Genomic DNA, 15,925 nt, shown 5'->3' with positions numbered 1-15,925 from the left:
GAAGCCACTGTTTTACCAAACCAGCGAAATTTAGCAATCTATTAACACAATCTCTGCGCGATCCAGCGCGTAATCTCTTTCAACGCTTTGTCGAAATTCTGATAGACCGGGCTGAACGGCACCTCAAGCAATTTGCCATCCGCAGATGACGACGTGATTAAACGCGACTCTTCTTCCGGGCTGAACGGATCGTTCTTCCAGAACCCCGAAAGCATCGGCGTCGGGCAGCGGCGGCCCAGCAGGCCCTGCGTTTTTAACGAGTAGCGATTAAGCTCAACGCGCAGCGCTTCGTCTGATGCATCATGCATACCCAGTCGGCTGGCCAGCACGTCGAGGTACATCTCCGGCACGCTGCCCTGGCGGGCGGGGTCGCTGAGCAGAGCGTGAACCACCGGGCCAAGACAGGCCACGGCTTTCAGACGAGAAGATTCAAGGTAGGCCAGACGCACCGCAACGTTCGCGCCAAAACGGAAGCCAAATGCCGCCACGCGGGTGTGGTCGACCCAGGGAATATTTTCCAGCGCTTTTAGCGCATGCTGGTGCAGCAGGCTGGAATCCTGAGTCAGTTTCCATTTGGATGAAAAACCAATAGAGGGCATATCCAGCGTCAGCATCGCGATCCCTTTTGGTGCGAAGTAACGCTCATACAGGCTGTAATAGTCGATCTGCAACGAATCCAGCCCCCCGCACATCAGCACGGTCGGGAACGGACCTTCACCTTCCGGCATATGCAGGAACCCGGTAACGGATGACCCACCCGGAATGGTAAACTCGAGCTCACGCATCTGGCCCGGCAAGCGTTGAGCCGCCTCTTCATAGGCGCGATTGGCCAGCGCCTGCGCCTGCTCGGCCAGTTCGTCGCCTTTTAAGTGAGGATAGGCGGCAATGGCGTAGAGATTGGCCGCATGCAGCCAGTGCTTGCCGCTGAGCATGGCATCCTCTTCCTGGCTGGCTTTTTGCTGCCAGAGCATCGCCTGTTTAGACCATTCGTAGATCCAGTTTCCACCGCGGTAGCCCACCACCGTATCGTAGAGTTCACTGTCGGTCCGTTCGGCTTCACTCATCACGATGCGCGCCTGTACATCGAGAATTTCACGAGGGTCAATACCGCGCCAGATCCACATCAGGCGGTTAATCATGCGGTACCAGTGGGGGACGTTTTTACCGTCTAACGCGGACTGGACGGCAGGCTGGGTACCCGGGTTAAAACGGCGCACCAGCGTTGAGGTTTCAGGGTGCTTGAAACGGGGTTTGAAGAGCGTCTCGGTGAGATTGGCCTGCGTCATTGCGTTGCCTCCATGGATACGTCATATAGAGACTATTGTAACGCGCGTCAGACTAAAAAAAACAACGCCCGGCATCACCGGGCGTTAAAATAATTGCGGTCTGGAATTAACGACCTGAGATTGGCGGTACGAACACCACGCCCATATCCCATGGCTGTTCAATCCAGGTATCCTGAGGAATATCAATCACGTAATCGTCAACCAGAGGGCGACCCGCCGGTTTCGCGAAGATAGTGACGAAATGCGCTTTCGGGTACATTTCGCGGATGGCCACCGCAGTACCACCGGTATCCACCAGGTCATCAATAACGATGAAACCTTCGCCGTCGCCTTCCGCGCGTTTCAGCACTTTCAGCTCGCGCTGGTTGTCATGGTCATAGCTGGAGATGCAAACGGTATCGACATGACGAATACCCAGCTCACGTGCCAGCAGCGCCCCCGGTACCAGGCCGCCACGGCTGACGGCAATAATGCCTTTCCACTGTTCGGAAGGCATCAGACGCGCAGCCAGTTTGCGTGCGTGGATCTGCAACATGTCCCAGGTGACGACGTATTTTTCGCTCATGTGAAGTGTCCCAGCCTGTTTATATACGGCTTAAAAAAATGAGGGTGAACCAGGTTGCGCGAGATTATAGAGATCTGACGCACTAAAAACCAGTGTTTAGCGCCCTCTGCCTGAGTTTTTACATGCTTTATGCTACCAGCCAGCAGAGAAAGTGGTATTCTCAGTTTCATCTCGCAAGCCTGACTTGTGGTGACTATTAACCTGCTAACCCTGTGACCTGCAACCCTGTTTGCAGAGCATCGACAAGGAGACTTATCGTGTCTGAACTGTCTCAACTATCTCCGCAGCCGCTGTGGGATATTTTTGCCAAAATCTGCTCCATTCCACACCCGTCCTACCATGAAGAACAGCTTGCCGAACATATTATGGGTTGGGCGAAGGAAAAAGGTCTGCACGCTGAACGCGACCAGGTTGGCAACATTCTGATCCGCAAACCTGCTACCGCAGGCATGGAAAACCGTAAACCGGTTGTGCTGCAGGCGCACCTGGACATGGTGCCACAGAAGAACAACGACACCGTTCACGACTTCACTAAAGATCCTATTCAGCCTTACATCGACGGCGACTGGGTGAAAGCGCGCGGCACCACCCTGGGTGCAGATAACGGAATCGGTATGGCCTCCGCGCTGGCAGTGCTGGCTGACGACAGCGTTCAGCACGGTCCACTGGAAGTGCTGCTGACCATGACCGAAGAAGCGGGCATGGATGGGGCGTTTGGTCTTCAGCCGAACTGGCTACAGGCGGATATTCTGATCAACACCGACTCCGAAGAAGAAGGCGAGATCTACATGGGCTGTGCGGGCGGGATTGATTTCATCTCTACCCTGCCGCTGTCACGCGAAGCGATTCCTGCCGGTTTCCAGACCTTTAAGCTGACGCTGAAAGGGCTGAAAGGCGGCCACTCCGGCGGTGATATTCACCTGGGTCTGGGCAACGCCAACAAACTGCTGGCGCGCTTCCTGGCAGGCCACGCGGCTGAGCTGGATCTGCGTCTGGTGGATTTCAACGGCGGTACGCTGCGTAACGCGATCCCGCGTGAAGCCTTCGCGACTGTCGCTGTACCGGCCGCAAAAGCGGACGAGCTGAAAAAACTCTCCAGCGTTTACCTGGATATCCTGAAAAACGAACTGTCCGCGAAAGAGAAAAACCTGACCGTGGTGCTGGAATCCGTCTCAACGGATAAAGCCGCGCTGACCGCACAGTCTCGTGACACCTTCGTTCAGTTGCTGAACGCGACGCCAAACGGCGTGATCCGCAACTCCGACGTGGCGAAAGGCGTGGTGGAAACCTCACTGAACGTGGGCGTAGTAACCATGAGCGACGACAGCGCAGAAATCATCTGCCTGATCCGTTCCCTTATCGACAGCGGTAAAGAGTATGTGGTGAGCATGCTGGAATCTCTGGGTACGCTGGCCGGTGCAAAAACCTCCGCCAAAGGCAGCTACCCGGGCTGGCAGCCGGACGCAAGCTCGCCGGTGATGGCGCTGGTGCGTGAAACTTACCAGCGTCTGTTCAACAGCACGCCGAACATTCAGGTGATCCACGCGGGTCTGGAATGTGGTCTGTTCAAAAAACCGTATCCAGACATGGACATGGTTTCTATCGGGCCAACCATTACCGGGCCGCACTCGCCGGATGAGCAGGTTCATATCGAAAGCGTGGGTCATTACTGGACCCTGCTGACTGAACTGCTGAAAGCGATTCCTGCTAAGTAATACCTTCATCCCAGCCCTCTCCCAAAGGGAGAGGGTGAACAACGTCGCACCACCGGTTTTTTTTACAGGCCCAATACCAGCTGTCGCTCTAACTGCGGATCCAGCAACGTGACGTGCAACCCCACCAGCCTGACACCGCGCCCTGCCCGCCGCTCATCCCAGGCCTTTTTCGCCGTCGCAATGAGATCGTCTTTATTCAGACGCGGCCAGACGTGTTCCTGCGTAGTCTGCTGAAAGTCATTGAATTTCAGCTTGATGCCCTGTCGTGCAATAAGCAGGTCCGGCTTCACCTTGATTAAGCGACGTTCCAGCTCCGGGTAGAGCTGTTCTGTGATAATAAACTCGCATTCGGACCAGTCATGAATATCTTCACTGAGGGTTCGCTCAACGCCGACGGATTTCCGTAACCGTTCGCTGTTCACATCGCGATCGTCAATCCCCTGGCTGCGCTCCCACAGCACGCGGCCAAACTTCCCAAAGCGTTTGAGCAGCATGGCCAGGTCGCTGCGCTGCACATCTTCGCAGGTGCGTAATCCCATACTTTCCAGCTTTGCGGCAGAGACTTTTCCCACCCCGGGAATTTTGCCAAGCGGCAGCGTTTTTAAAAACGCAGGCACCTCTTCCGGGGTAATAACGTACTGGCCGTTGGGCTTATTTAAATCGGAGGCAATTTTGGCGAGGAATTTTACGGGGGCCACGCCCGCCGATGCTGTCAGATTGAGCTCGTTGAAAATTGTCTGACGGATCTCCTGCGCCATCAGCGTGGCGGAGCCGTGACAGTGCACGCTGTCGGTAACATCCAGATAGGCCTCGTCCAGCGACAGCGGCTCTATCAGGGAGGTATAACGGGAGAAGATTTCACGGATATGGTTTGAGGCTTCTTTGTATGCCTCAAACCGACCGGGTAAAAGCGTGAGATGAGGGCAGAGCTTCAGCGCCATCGCCGTCGGCATGGCGCTGCGCACGCCATATTTGCGCGCAGGATAGTTAGCGGTGCTGATGACCCCCCGCTGAACGCGGCTGCCGCCTATCGCAATGGGGATATCCCGCAGCGCCGGGTTGTCACGCATCTCCACTGCGGCAAAAAAGCAGTCCATATCAACATGGATTATTTTGCGCATAGTAAGCCCTCACTCATCACTGGATAAGTATACAGTAAATAAATGAGGGTTGAGAAGTGGATATAAGAACGCCGGGTGGCGGCTTCGCCTTACCCGACCTACCAGACTAAATAATGCGCTGCTGTTCGCGGGCCATCCGTTTTTTACGCGCATCGCACGGTTCCGGGCAGTCGCACACCTTTTCCATCCCAATGGAAGTAATGCCGCCGCAGCTGCCCTGAAGGCTTTTCCGCTTAACGATCCAGCCTAACGCCATGCCGAAAATGACTAGCACGAAAACCACGAAGGTAGCCAGAAAGGTCAGCATCATCAGCCTCCAAAGTCATCGAGCAGGATGTTCTCATCTTCCACACCGAGATCTTTCAGCATCTTAATCACGGCAGCATTCATCATCGGCGGCCCACACATATAGAACTCGCAGTCTTCCGGTGCCGGATGCTGTTTAAGGTAGTTTTCATACAGCACGTTATGGATGAACCCGGTATAGCCCGTCCAGTTATCTTCCGGCTGTGGATCGGAGAGCGCCACATGGAAGGTAAAGTTCGGATTTTCACGCGCCAGCTGTTCAAACTCATCGTCATAGAACATTTCGCGCAGGGAGCGCGCACCGTACCAGAAGCTGATCTTACGCTGGCTGCCCAGTCGTTTGAGCTGGTCAAAGATGTGCGAGCGCATCGGGGCCATACCGGCACCGCCGCCGATAAACACCATTTCCGCGTCGGTATCTTTGGCAAAAAACTCTCCGAACGGGCCGGAGATCGTTACCTTATCGCCCGGCTTCAGGGACCAGATGTACGACGACATGACGCCCGGCGGGGCATCCGGCACGTTCGGCGGTGGCGTGGCAATACGCACGTTGAGCATGATAATGCCCTTCTCTTCCGGGTAGTTGGCCATTGAGTAGGCACGCAGCGTCGGCTCTTTCACCTCCGACACAAAGCGGAAAAGATTAAATTTGTCCCAGTCGGCGCGATACGCCTGCGGAACGTCAAAGTCCGCATACGCCACGGTGTGCGCCGGACATTCAATCTGAATGTATCCCCCGGCGCGGAACGGGACATCTTCCCCTTCCGGCACCCGCAGCTTCAGCTCTTTAATAAAGGTGGCTTTGTTATCATTAGAGATAACCTCGCACTCCCATTTTTTGACGCCGAAAATTTCCTCCGGCAGCTCAATCTTCATGTTCTGACGCACCGCGACCTGGCAGGCCAGACGGCAGCCCTCTTTTGCCTCACGTTTGGTGATATGCGCCAGCTCGGTTGGCAGGATATCGCCGCCGCCCTCTTTTACCGTCACGCGGCACTGCCCGCAGGAGCCGCCGCCGCCGCACGCTGAGGAGACAAAAATGCCGTTACCCGAGAGCGTATTGAGCAGCTTATCCCCCGCCGGGGTGCGGATCTGATTCTGCGGCTCGTCGTTAATATCAATCACTACGTCGCCGGAATTCACCAGCTTCGCACGCGCCGCCAGAATAAGCCCTGACAGCACCAGTACAATCAGCGTGAACATCACCACGCCAAGTATTATTTCCATCTGTTAGCCCTTATAGCTGCACACCGGAGAAGGACATAAAGCCCAGCGCCATCAGCCCGGTGGTGATAAAGGTGATCCCTAAGCCACGCAGCCCTGCAGGCACGTTGGCATATTTCATTTTTTCGCGGATCCCCGCCATGGTGACAATCGCCAGCATCCAGCCGATGCCGGAACCGAAGCCGTACACCACGGACTCACTGAAGTTGTAATCACGCTGAACCATAAACGAAACGCCGCCGAAGATGGCGCAGTTCACCGCGATCAGCGGCAGGAAGATCCCCAGCGCGTTGTAGAGTGACGGGAAGTACTTATCGAGGATCATCTCCAGGATTTGCACCAGCGCGGCAATCACACCAATAAAGGTGATGAAGTTCAGGAAGCTGAGATCAACGCCCTCTACCAGCGCGCCGTCCCGCAGCACGAAGTTATACACCAGGTTGTTGATCGGCACCGATAAGCCGAGCACCACGGTGACCGCCACGCCCAGCCCAAATGCCGTCGACACTTTTTTGGACACCGCAAGGAACGTACACATGCCGAGGAAAAACGCGAGCGCCATGTTTTCAACAAACACCGCCCGCACAAACAAACTCAGGTAATGAGCCATCGTCGGTTACTCCTTTTCCTGCTGTTCTGGTCTCAACGTACGAATCAGCCAGATCAACAAACCGATAATGAAAAATGCGCTAGGGGCCAGCAGGAACAGGCCGTTTGGCAGATACCAGCCGCCGTTTTGCACCGTCTCCAGCACCGTGATGCCAAATAATTTACCGCTGCCAATAAGCTCACGCAGGAACCCCACGGTCAGCAGGATCACACCATAGCCGAGGCCGTTGCCGATACCGTCCATAAAGCTCGCCAGCGGCGGCATTTTCATGGCGTAGGCTTCCGCACGCCCCATCACGATACAGTTGGTGATGATAAGCCCGACAAACACCGAGAGCTGTTTCGAGGTTTCATAGGCGAAGGCGCGCAGCAGCTGATCGACCACGATCACCAGCGAGGCGATGATTGCCATCTGCACGATGATCCTCACGCTGTTGGGAATGTGGTGGCGGATCATGGAGATAAACATGCTGGAAAACGCGGTTACCAGCGTTACCGCCAGCGTCATCACCACCGCCGTTTCCAGCTTGGTCGTTACTGCCAGGGCTGAACAGACGCCCAGCACCTGCAGCGTTATCGGGTTATTGGCGAGCAGTGGGCCAATGAGAACCTTTTTGACTTCTTTCAGTTCACCGGTATCAGCCATTGTTCAGCGCTCCTTCACGTACGTTTTTCAGGAAAGGCCCAAAGCCCAACTCGCCCATCCAGAAATCAAAACTGTGCTGCACGCCTTTTGAGGTGAGCGTGGCGCCGGACAGCCCGTCTACCGCGTAGTCGTCACCGGGACGTGCCGCCCCTTTCATCACTTTCAGCGCGGGCAGCCCGTTGTCATCAAGCACTTTCTTGCCGATAAACTGTGCCCGCCAGTTCGGGTTTTCCACTTCGCCACCCAGACCCGGCGTTTCCCCCTGGTCGTAGTACGTGATGCCTTTTACGGTGCGACCATCCGTATCCAGGGCCACAAAGGCATACATCATTGACCACAGGCCGTTACCGTAGACAGGAAGCACCACTTCCTGAACGCGTTTTTGGGCATCACGAACGAGATAAATTTCAGCAAGATTGCTGCGACGCTTAATGCCAGCCGGATCCTGTGACGCGTCCAGCGTCAGGCTCATCTGCGGATCTTTCAGCGCCAGCGCCTGGTTATACTTCGCCGGGTCTTTATCCAGCAGTTGTCCGGTTTTTAAATCCACCAGACGCGGCGAGATACGCTCCGCAAAGACCGCCGAGACGTCGTCTGCACTCATCCCTTCCTGCATCAGCCCGGCAACGGCCAGGATATTGCGCTGTTTATCCAGCGCACGTTGCGCCTGCTGCAGGGATTTTAACCCCACGGCAGAGCCGGCCACGACAATCGAACAGACCAGACAGAGCACCAGCACCACCAGCAGCGTTTTGCTGATGCTGTCGTTATTTTTAACCTCAGCCACGCGCTTTCCTCCGCTTAATGTTGGCCCGCACCACCAGGTAATCGAAGAGTGGCGCAAACAGATTGGCAAACAGAATGGCCAGCATCATCCCTTCCGGGTACGCCGGGTTAACCACGCGGATCAAGACACACATCGCGCCAATGAGTACGCCATAGCTCCATTTACCTTTGTCCGTAAACGAGGCAGAGACAGGATCGGTTGCCATAAACATCATGCCGAACGCGAAGCCACCCAGTACCAGATGCCAGTACCAGGGCATGGAGAACATCGGGTTGGTGGTCGAACCGATAACATTGAACATCGTGGCGGTCAGCGCCATGCCGATCATCACGCCAGCCACAATTCGCCAGGAGGCCACGCGTCCAAACAGGATGATCGCCCCGCCAATCAAAATCATCAGCGTGGAGACTTCCCCGATGGAGCCCGGTATGTTGCCAATAAAGGCGTCAAACCAGGTGACAGGCTGGCCTGTGGCGTTGTTGACCAGCGTTTCGCCGCCGTGTGCCGCCCACTGTGAAAGCGGCGTCGCGCCGGAAAAACCGTCGGCCGCTGTCCATACCAGGTCACCCGAAATTTGGGCCGGATACGCAAAGAACAGAAACGCTCGCCCCGCCAGTGCCGGGTTGAGGAAGTTACGCCCGGTGCCGCCGAAGATCTCTTTGGCAATCACCACGCCGAAACTGATGCCCAGCGCCGCCTGCCAGAGTGGTAAGGTGGGTGGGACAATCAGGGCAAACAGAATGGAGGTCACGAAGAAGCCTTCGTTGATCTCATGTTTACGAATAATGGCGAACAGCACTTCCCAGAAGCCGCCCACGATAAAGACCGTGAGGTAAATCGGCAGGAAGAACACCGCCCCCAGCGTCATCATGCTCACCCAGCCTGCGTCTGGCGCAAAGCTCACACCCAACGACTGGGCCAGACGGTAGTGCCAGTCTGACTGGAGCACCTGCGCCAGCTGCTGTGCATCATACATATGGTGCAGCGCCGGAATGGTCTGCAGACCGACGTTGTACATCCCCCAGAACATCGCCGGGAAAACCGCAAACCAGACCAGGATCATCATCCGCTTAAGGTCGATGGCGTCACGAACGTGCGCCGCCCCTTTCGTCACCAGCCCCGGCGTATAGAAAATGGTCGCCGTTGCTTCATACAGCGGGTAGTACTTTTTGAGCTTCCCTTCGGTAAAGTGCGGCTCAATTTTTTCAAAGAGGTGTTTTAAGCCCATCGGTTATCCTTCCTGCTCAATGCGGGTTAACACCTCGCGCAATACGGGTCCATATTCGTATTTTCCCGGACAGACATAGGTACAGAGCGCCAGATCTTCTTCGTCAAGCTCAAGACAGCCCAGCGCCTGCGCGCTGTCGGTATCGCCAGCGAGCAGATCGCGCAGCAGCATGGTTGGCAGAATATCCAGCGGCATGACGCGCTCGTAGTTGCCAATCGGGACCATGGCGCGCTCGCCACCGTGCGTAGTGGTCGAGAAGTTAAACAGCCTGTTACGCAGGAAGTGACCTAACGTGGTACGGGTAACGGAATATTTTTCCGCACCGGGCAGTACCCAGCCGAACAGCTCTTTGTCTCGACCTTCCTGCACAATGCTCACCTGCAAATGGAAACGTCCCAGATACGCGTGCGCATCAACAGCATGGCGGCCGCTGAGCACCGAACCGGAAATCAGGCGGTTTTCGCCCTCTTTGATTTCACCCACCAGCAGTTCATTGATGTCTGCGCCCAGCAGGGTTTTCACCAGACGAGGATGCTTAGCCTGCGGCCCGCCAATCGCAATGACGCGTTCCGCACTCAGTTCACCGGTGGTGAAGAGCTTACCGATGGCAATAACATCCTGATAGTTAAGATGCCAGACCTGTTTTGTCAGGCTTACCGGCTCAAGGAAGTGGATGTGCGTCCCGACCAGCCCCGCCGGATGCGGACCCGCAAACGTATTAAACGTAACCTGCCCCTGCGGATGGCCGCCGAGCTTACCGCCGCCGGCCTGGCAAACGTGGACTTTCCCCGACGTCAGGCGGGTTAAAAGGGTCAGTCCGGCATCAAAGGCTGTACGCTGCGCCAGAATAACCGGTTGTGGATCCACGCTGAGCGGGTTGGTGTCCATTGCCGTCACGAAAATCGCGGCCGGCTCCGTACCCGGAACAGGGGATTTGCTGAAAGGACGCGTACGAAGCGCGGTCCATAAACCGGACGCCAGAAGCTGAGCCTGAACAACGTCGCGGCTTAGCGAGGCGAGATCTGCGGTGTCGTAATGGGCGAATTCACACTGCTCATCGCCTTCAATGCGGATAACCACCGACTGCAGAACGCGCCGTTCGCCACGGTTGATCGCCACTACGGTACCGCTCGCGGGTGCGGTGAACATCACGCCGGGATTTTTTTTGTCCTCAAAGAGTGCCTGGCCTTTGATAACGCGATCGCCTTCCTCTACCCGCATTGAAGGACGCATTCCCAGGTAGTCGTCGCCCACAATGGCGACATGACGGACACTTGCGCCTGTCGAAACGTGCTGCTCTGGCACGCCTGCAATCGGCAGATCAAGTCCTTTTTTGATTTTAAACATGTGGTTAGCAGGTTTCCATGAACAACAATCCAGTGGGCGCGAAGTGTAACATTTTCCCCTTCTCGCGGGCAGGTAATCCGCCGTTACGCGCGCCAAATTGCGAGCTAATACGCAAAGTTCCTGGAGTCAACGCGATTTCGATGGTTTATAAAGTAAAACAAATTTGTAAACTCACCGCCCGGCTCTTGCGAAAATCTCTGGCGGTGCTAATGTGAGCGCTCCTAACAGAATAATCTGATTTCGGGTCTCTTTTGCCGTCCTGGCAAGTTGGTCATGGTTTTATCAAGGAACTAGTAGTATGCGTAAAATCGCATTGTTCATTGCGATGCTTCTGATTCCGTGCATGTCGTTTGCCGGGCTGCTCAGCAGTAACAGCTCAACGACGCCGATCAGCAAAGAATATAAACAGCAGTTAATGGGATCGCCGGTTTATATTCAGATCTTCAAGGAAGAACGCACTCTCGATCTGTTTGTAAAAATGGGTGAGACATATCAGCTGCTTGATAGCTACAAAATATGTAACTACTCCGGTGGATTAGGGCCAAAACAGCGTCAGGGCGATTTCAAAAGTCCGGAAGGGTTTTACAACGTTCAGCGTAGCCAGCTCAAACCGGACAGCCGCTTCTATAAAGCCATCAACATCGGTTTCCCGAATGCCTTTGACCGTGCGCACGGTTATGAAGGTAAATACCTGATGATCCACGGTGCCTGCGTCTCTATCGGCTGCTACGCGATGACCGATTCCGGCATTGATGAGATTTTCCAGTTTGTCACCGGGGCGCTGGTCTTTGGTCAGCCTAACGTTCAGGTCAGCATCTATCCGTTCCGCATGACCGATGCCAACATGGCGCGTCACAAGTACTCTTACTACGCGGATTTCTGGAAACAGCTGAAACCAGGCTATGACTACTTCGAGCAGACGCACAAGCCGCCTGTTGTCTCGGTGGTGGATGGCCGTTACGTGGTCAGCAAGCCGCTGAGCCACGAAGTTGTCCATCCACAGCTGGCGTCAAATTACACGGTCCCCGAGACAAAATAGTACCCACTCGCCTGGCATAATCTTTTGCCAGGTTTCGTTGCCCGTCAGCGGCTGCGTTGCAATGACAGTGACCACATCGTTCGGTGTGGTCTCTTTCTGAAAGTCTATCTCCACATCCTGATCGAGTAGCGTTGCAACGCCAAACGGCGCACGACGGGTGATCCAGAACAGGTTCGTCGAGCAGAACGCCATCACATAGCGCCCGTCAGAGAGCAGCATATTAAACACGCCTTTTTCGCGCAGCTCAGTGGCCAGCGTCGCGATGTATTTAAATACCGCCGCCATGTTTCCCGGGGTTCGCGGATAGCGCTCCGTCAGCTTATGCAGCAGCCAGCAAAAGGCTTTTTCGCTGTCGGTTTCGCCTACCGGGCGGAAATTGCCCGTCTCCAGCGACTTATAGCCCGTGAGTTGCCCATTGTGCGCGTAGGTCCAGTTACGGCCCCACAGTTCACGGGTAAACGGATGCGTATTTTCCAGCGCCACTTCGCCGCGGTTTGCCTGGCGAATATGGGCAATCACCGAGCGCGACTTGATGGGATAGTCCTGCACCAGTTTGGCAATCGGTGAGTTAAAGCTGGGCTGTGGATCTTTGAACGTGCGACACCCTTTGCCTTCGTAGAAGGTAATGCCCCAGCCGTCTTTATGCGGCCCGGTTCCTCCACCGCGCTGCACCAGCCCGGTGAAACTAAAGCAGATATCGGTTGGCACATTGGCGCTCATCCCGAGCAGTTCGCACATACGTCACCTCCACAACAGCGGGGGCAAGGATGCCCCCAGCGAAGTCTTACTTAACCATCTCTTTTTCGATCAGTTGAATCAGGATATGGATCACTTTGATGTGAATTTCCTGAATACGATCAGCATAACCGAAGTGCGGCACACGGATTTCGATATCCGCCGTACCGGCCATCTTACCGCCATCTTTACCGGTCAGGGTGATGACTTTCATCCCTTTTTCACGTGCGGCAGCGATCGCTTTGATCACGTTTGCAGAGTTGCCCGAGGTAGAGATCCCCAGCAGCACGTCACCTTCACGACCCACCGCTTCAACGTAGCGGGAGAAGACGTAGTCGTAACCAAAGTCATTGCTCACGCAGGAGATATGGCTCACGTCGGAAATCGCGATCGCCGGGTAGCCCGGACGGTTTTCACGATAGCGTCCGGTCAGCTCTTCTGCAAAGTGCATGGCATCGCAGTGGGAACCGCCGTTACCGCAGGAAAGCACTTTGCCACCGGCTTTGAAACTGTCGGCCAGCAGGACCGCCGCGCGCTGAATAGCGTGAATATTGGCATCATCTTTCAGAAAGTTAGCCAGCGTTTCCGCCGCTTCGTTCAGTTCGTTACGAATAAGATCCTGGTACATGAGGATAATCCTTCAGTATTGATGAAATAACACAGTGGAGTGTACCGGATAGCGGGAAAAGCGAGAAGCTAAAGCCATACGAATCCCCTGGCGTTTTGCTTTTTCGTGCCGGCGAAAACGCGAACAATGTGAACCAGGTTGTAATTATTTTGTAAACACATTGCTAAAGGAAATAACATCAACTACAACCATATCATCACAAGTGGTCAGACCTCCTACAAGCAAGGGAGCTTTTCTTTATGATGATTTTGAGCATTCTCGCAACTGTTGTTCTGCTCGGTGTGTTGTTCTATCACCGCGTCAGTTTATTTCTGAGCAGCCTGATCCTTCTGGCCTGGACCGCTGCGCTTGGCGTCGCCGGTCTGTGGACTATCTGGCTTTTGGTCCCGCTGGCCATCATTCTCCTGCCGTTTAACCTTGCCCCGATGCGTAAATCCATGATCTCCGCGCCGGTGTTCAAAGGTTTCCGCAAGGTGATGCCGCCGATGTCGCGTACGGAAAAAGAGGCGATTGATGCCGGTACGACCTGGTGGGAAGGCGATCTGTTCCAGGGCAACCCGGACTGGAAAAAGCTCCATAACTACCCGCAGCCGCGTCTGACCGCTGAAGAGCAGGCCTTTATTGATGGCCCGGTAGAAGAAGCGTGCCGTATGGCGAACGACTTTGCCATTACCCATGAAATGGCCGATCTGCCGCCCGAGCTGTGGGCGTATCTGAAAGAGCATCGCTTCTTCGCGATGATCATTAAGAAAGAGTACGGCGGTCTGGAATTCTCCGCCTACGCTCAGGCGCGTGTACTGCAAAAGCTGGCGGGCGTTTCCGGGATCCTGGCGATTACCGTGGGCGTGCCTAACTCCTTAGGCCCGGGCGAACTGCTGCAGCATTACGGTACCGAAGAGCAGAAAGATTACTACCTGCCGCGTCTGGCGCGTGGTCAGGAAATCCCCTGCTTCGCGCTGACCAGCCCGGAAGCAGGCTCCGATGCGGGCGCGATCCCGGATACCGGCGTGGTCTGCATGGGCGAATGGCAGGGCGAGCAGGTGCTGGGTATGCGCCTGACCTGGAACAAGCGTTATATCACGCTGGCGCCTATCGCCACCGTGCTGGGTCTGGCCTTTAAGCTCTCTGACCCGGAAAGACTGCTGGGCGGCGAAGAAGATCTGGGCATTACCTGTGCGCTGATCCCTACCTCGACGCCAGGCGTTGAAATTGGTCGTCGTCACTTCCCGCTGAACGTGCCGTTCCAGAACGGCCCAACCCGCGGTCAGGATATCTTTGTGCCGATTGACTACATCATCGGTGGCCCGAAAATGGCCGGTCAGGGCTGGCGTATGCTGGTGGAATGTCTGTCGGTGGGTCGCGGTATTACCCTGCCGTCGAACTCAACTGGTGGTCTGAAGTCTGTGGCGATGGGAATTGGCGCGTACGCCCATATCCGCCGTCAGTTCAAAATCTCCATCGGCAAGATGGAAGGTATCGAAGAGCCGCTGGCGCGTATCGCGGGCAACGCTTACGTGATGGACGCCGCCGCGTCGCTGATTACCTACGGCATCATGCTGGGCGAAAAACCGGCCGTGCTGTCCGCCATTGTGAAGTACCACTGTACCCACCGCGCGCAGCAGTCGATCATTGACGCGATGGATATCGCAGGCGGTAAAGGCATTATGCTCGGCGAAGGCAACTTCCTGGCGCGCGGCTATCAGGGCGCACCGATTGCCATCACCGTCGAAGGGGCAAACATTCTGACCCGCAGCATGATGATCTTCGGTCAGGGGGCGATTCGCTGCCATCCTTATGTCCTGGAAGAGATGGCCGCTGCGCAAAATAACGACGTGGATGCCTTCGATAAACTGTTGTTCAAACATATCGGTCACGTGGGCAGCAACAAGGTGCGCAGCTTCTGGCTGGGCCTGACGCGCGGTCTTACCAGCGCGACGCCAACCGGCGATGCGACAAAACGTTATTACCAGCATCTTAACCGTCTGAGTGCCAACCTGGCGCTGCTGTCCGACGTCTCTATGGCCGTACTTGGCGGCAGCCTGAAGCGTCGCGAACGTATCTCTGCCCGTCTGGGGGATGTGTTGAGCCAGATTTTCCTGGCCTCTGCGGTGCTGAAACGCTACGACGATGAAGGCCGTCAGGAAGCGGATCTGCCGCTGGTGCACTGGGGCGTTCAGGATGCGATGTATCAGGCAGAACAGGCGATTGACGATCTGCTGGCAAACTTCCCGAACCGCTTTGTCGCCGGTGCCCTGCGCGTGGTGATCTTCCCGACCGGTCGTCATCATCTGGCGCCATCGGACAAGCTGGACCATAAAGTGGCGAAGATCCTGCAGGTACCGAGCGCAACCCGCTCCCGTATCGGCCGTGGTCAGTATCTGGCCCCAACGCCGCATAACCCGGTGGGTCTGCTGGAAGAGGCGCTGCTGGACGTGATGGCCGCCGACCCGATTCACCAGAAAATCTGTAAACAGCTGAGCAAAAACCTGCCGTTTACCCGTCTGGACGAACTGGCGAAACAGGCGCTGGCCGGTGGCATTATCAGTAAAGATGAAGCAGCCCTGCTGGTGAAAGCCGAAGAGAGCCGTCTGCGCAGCATTAACGTGGATGATTTCGAACCGGACGAGCTGGCGACGCAGCCGGTAAAGCTGCCGGAGAAGCACCGTAAACCTGAAGCGGCATAACCCGT

At 55.7% G+C, this 15,925-nt stretch carries 15 protein-coding genes; 3 read left to right on the top strand and 12 right to left on the bottom strand.

What is annotated here, in order from left to right:
• Positions 1–41 precede the first annotated feature (41 nt).
• Together frsA and gpt are read right to left on the bottom strand one after the other, a co-directional pair.
• Positions 42–1,286: an esterase FrsA gene (frsA, locus tag C5687_RS09080; protein WP_025760275.1), complete on the bottom strand. Its 1,245-nt coding sequence runs from the start codon at positions 1,284–1,286 to the stop codon at positions 42–44.
• A 106-nt stretch (positions 1,287–1,392) separates the two neighbouring features.
• Entirely contained in the window at positions 1,393–1,851 is a 459-nt protein-coding gene (gpt, locus tag C5687_RS09075; protein WP_003863205.1) for a xanthine phosphoribosyltransferase, read from the bottom strand.
• A gap of 257 nt (positions 1,852–2,108) precedes the next feature.
• Between gpt and pepD the strand changes: the two genes are divergently transcribed.
• The gene (pepD, locus tag C5687_RS09070; protein WP_045285113.1) at positions 2,109–3,566 is read left to right on the top strand and encodes a cytosol nonspecific dipeptidase; all 1,458 of its coding nucleotides are present in this window, start codon (positions 2,109–2,111) and stop codon (positions 3,564–3,566) included.
• Positions 3,567–3,628: 62 nt separating this feature from the next.
• Here the strand turns inward: pepD and dinB are convergent, their stop codons facing one another.
• The 8 genes from dinB to C5687_RS09030 form a co-directional block, all read right to left on the bottom strand.
• Positions 3,629–4,687: a DNA polymerase IV gene (gene dinB, locus C5687_RS09065; RefSeq protein ID WP_025760189.1), complete on the bottom strand. Its 1,059-nt coding sequence runs from the start codon at positions 4,685–4,687 to the stop codon at positions 3,629–3,631.
• A gap of 106 nt (positions 4,688–4,793) precedes the next feature.
• Positions 4,794–4,997 (bottom strand): (Na+)-NQR maturation NqrM, encoded by a 204-nt coding sequence (gene nqrM / locus C5687_RS09060; protein ID WP_025760188.1) that lies wholly within the window; start codon positions 4,995–4,997, stop codon positions 4,794–4,796.
• Positions 4,997–6,220, bottom strand: coding sequence for an NADH:ubiquinone reductase (Na(+)-transporting) subunit F (gene nqrF, locus C5687_RS09055; RefSeq protein ID WP_025760187.1), 1,224 nt, complete (start codon positions 6,218–6,220; stop codon positions 4,997–4,999). The genes nqrM and nqrF overlap by 1 nt, the downstream gene beginning before the upstream one ends.
• A gap of 10 nt (positions 6,221–6,230) precedes the next feature.
• Entirely contained in the window at positions 6,231–6,827 is a 597-nt protein-coding gene (gene nqrE / locus C5687_RS09050; RefSeq protein WP_023334613.1) for an NADH:ubiquinone reductase (Na(+)-transporting) subunit E, read from the bottom strand.
• A 6-nt stretch (positions 6,828–6,833) separates the two neighbouring features.
• On the bottom strand, positions 6,834–7,472 hold the full coding sequence (locus tag C5687_RS09045; RefSeq protein ID WP_025760186.1) for an NADH:ubiquinone reductase (Na(+)-transporting) subunit D: 639 nt from the start codon (positions 7,470–7,472) through the stop codon (positions 6,834–6,836).
• A complete protein-coding gene (locus tag C5687_RS09040) occupies positions 7,465–8,259 on the bottom strand; it encodes a Na(+)-translocating NADH-quinone reductase subunit C (RefSeq protein WP_104556773.1) in 795 nt (264 codons plus the stop codon). Before C5687_RS09040 ends, C5687_RS09045 begins: the two co-directional genes overlap by 8 nt.
• On the bottom strand, positions 8,252–9,487 hold the full coding sequence (locus C5687_RS09035; protein ID WP_059385923.1) for an NADH:ubiquinone reductase (Na(+)-transporting) subunit B: 1,236 nt from the start codon (positions 9,485–9,487) through the stop codon (positions 8,252–8,254). Before C5687_RS09035 ends, C5687_RS09040 begins: the two co-directional genes overlap by 8 nt.
• Before the next feature lie 3 nt (positions 9,488–9,490).
• A complete protein-coding gene (locus tag C5687_RS09030; protein ID WP_104556772.1) occupies positions 9,491–10,834 on the bottom strand; it encodes a Na(+)-translocating NADH-quinone reductase subunit A in 1,344 nt (447 codons plus the stop codon).
• Between the two features lie 298 nt (positions 10,835–11,132).
• Between C5687_RS09030 and dpaA the strand changes: the two genes are divergently transcribed.
• Entirely contained in the window at positions 11,133–11,873 is a 741-nt protein-coding gene (gene dpaA / locus C5687_RS09025; RefSeq protein ID WP_025760182.1) for a peptidoglycan meso-diaminopimelic acid protein amidase, read from the top strand.
• Here the strand turns inward: dpaA and C5687_RS09020 are convergent.
• Together C5687_RS09020 and lpcA are read right to left on the bottom strand one after the other, a co-directional pair.
• Positions 11,844–12,611, bottom strand: coding sequence for a class II glutamine amidotransferase (locus tag C5687_RS09020; RefSeq protein ID WP_008500262.1), 768 nt, complete (start codon positions 12,609–12,611; stop codon positions 11,844–11,846). The two genes, dpaA and C5687_RS09020, sit on opposite strands and share 30 nt — an antisense overlap.
• A 46-nt stretch (positions 12,612–12,657) precedes the next feature.
• On the bottom strand, positions 12,658–13,236 hold the full coding sequence (gene lpcA, locus C5687_RS09015) for a D-sedoheptulose 7-phosphate isomerase (protein WP_025760181.1): 579 nt from the start codon (positions 13,234–13,236) through the stop codon (positions 12,658–12,660).
• 239 nt (positions 13,237–13,475) lie between these two features.
• On the opposite strand from lpcA, the gene fadE reads away from it, so the two are divergent.
• Entirely contained in the window at positions 13,476–15,920 is a 2,445-nt protein-coding gene (gene fadE, locus C5687_RS09010; RefSeq protein ID WP_095452301.1) for an acyl-CoA dehydrogenase FadE, read from the top strand.
• Positions 15,921–15,925 lie beyond the last annotated feature (5 nt).

The organism is Enterobacter sichuanensis, from assembly GCF_002939185.1.
In the GTDB taxonomy this organism is placed as follows: domain Bacteria; phylum Pseudomonadota; class Gammaproteobacteria; order Enterobacterales; family Enterobacteriaceae; genus Enterobacter; species Enterobacter sichuanensis.
Note: the sequence above shows the minus strand (reverse complement) of the source record. Positions and strands in the feature narration are given on the sequence as shown.